The organism is Stenotrophomonas maltophilia group sp. RNC7 (assembly GCF_030910085.1).
GTDB lineage: Bacteria > Pseudomonadota > Gammaproteobacteria > Xanthomonadales > Xanthomonadaceae > Stenotrophomonas > Stenotrophomonas sepilia.
In genome coordinates this window covers 1-335 of sequence record NZ_JAVFVN010000545.1, presented here as the reverse complement: position 1 = coordinate 335, position 335 = coordinate 1, and the positions used below count along the sequence as shown (strand labels likewise).

The window sequence follows — 335 nt, the reverse complement described above, 5'->3', positions numbered from 1 at the left end:
GCTGTACCTCTCTTGCACATTGGTTTTTTTATCAAATAAATTTATTTAAAGAAGCAATAAAATACGATTCTTTCATCCATAATTATGAAAATGAAATATACAAAAACTCCTCGGACTACTTTATTGAACTAGCTGCAGCTTTAAATACAAACGGAAAAGATACCTATAAATTAGTGAGGAACCCCTATATAAGAGCTGTAAGTTCATTTTTTTCACTAATTGCCCCCCCTTACATAGAAAACCCAGCATGGAATCCTATTCGGAATTTTTATTATGGTAATGAATTTTGTAATAAACCTATTTCATTTAAAATCTTTCTCTACTACTTAAAAGAG

1 pseudogene is annotated in these 335 nt (G+C 29.9%); it reads left to right on the top strand.

The features are described 5' to 3' along the window. A pseudogene (locus RCF13_RS10725) lies at positions 1–335 on the top strand (glyoxalase); the annotation flags it as partial.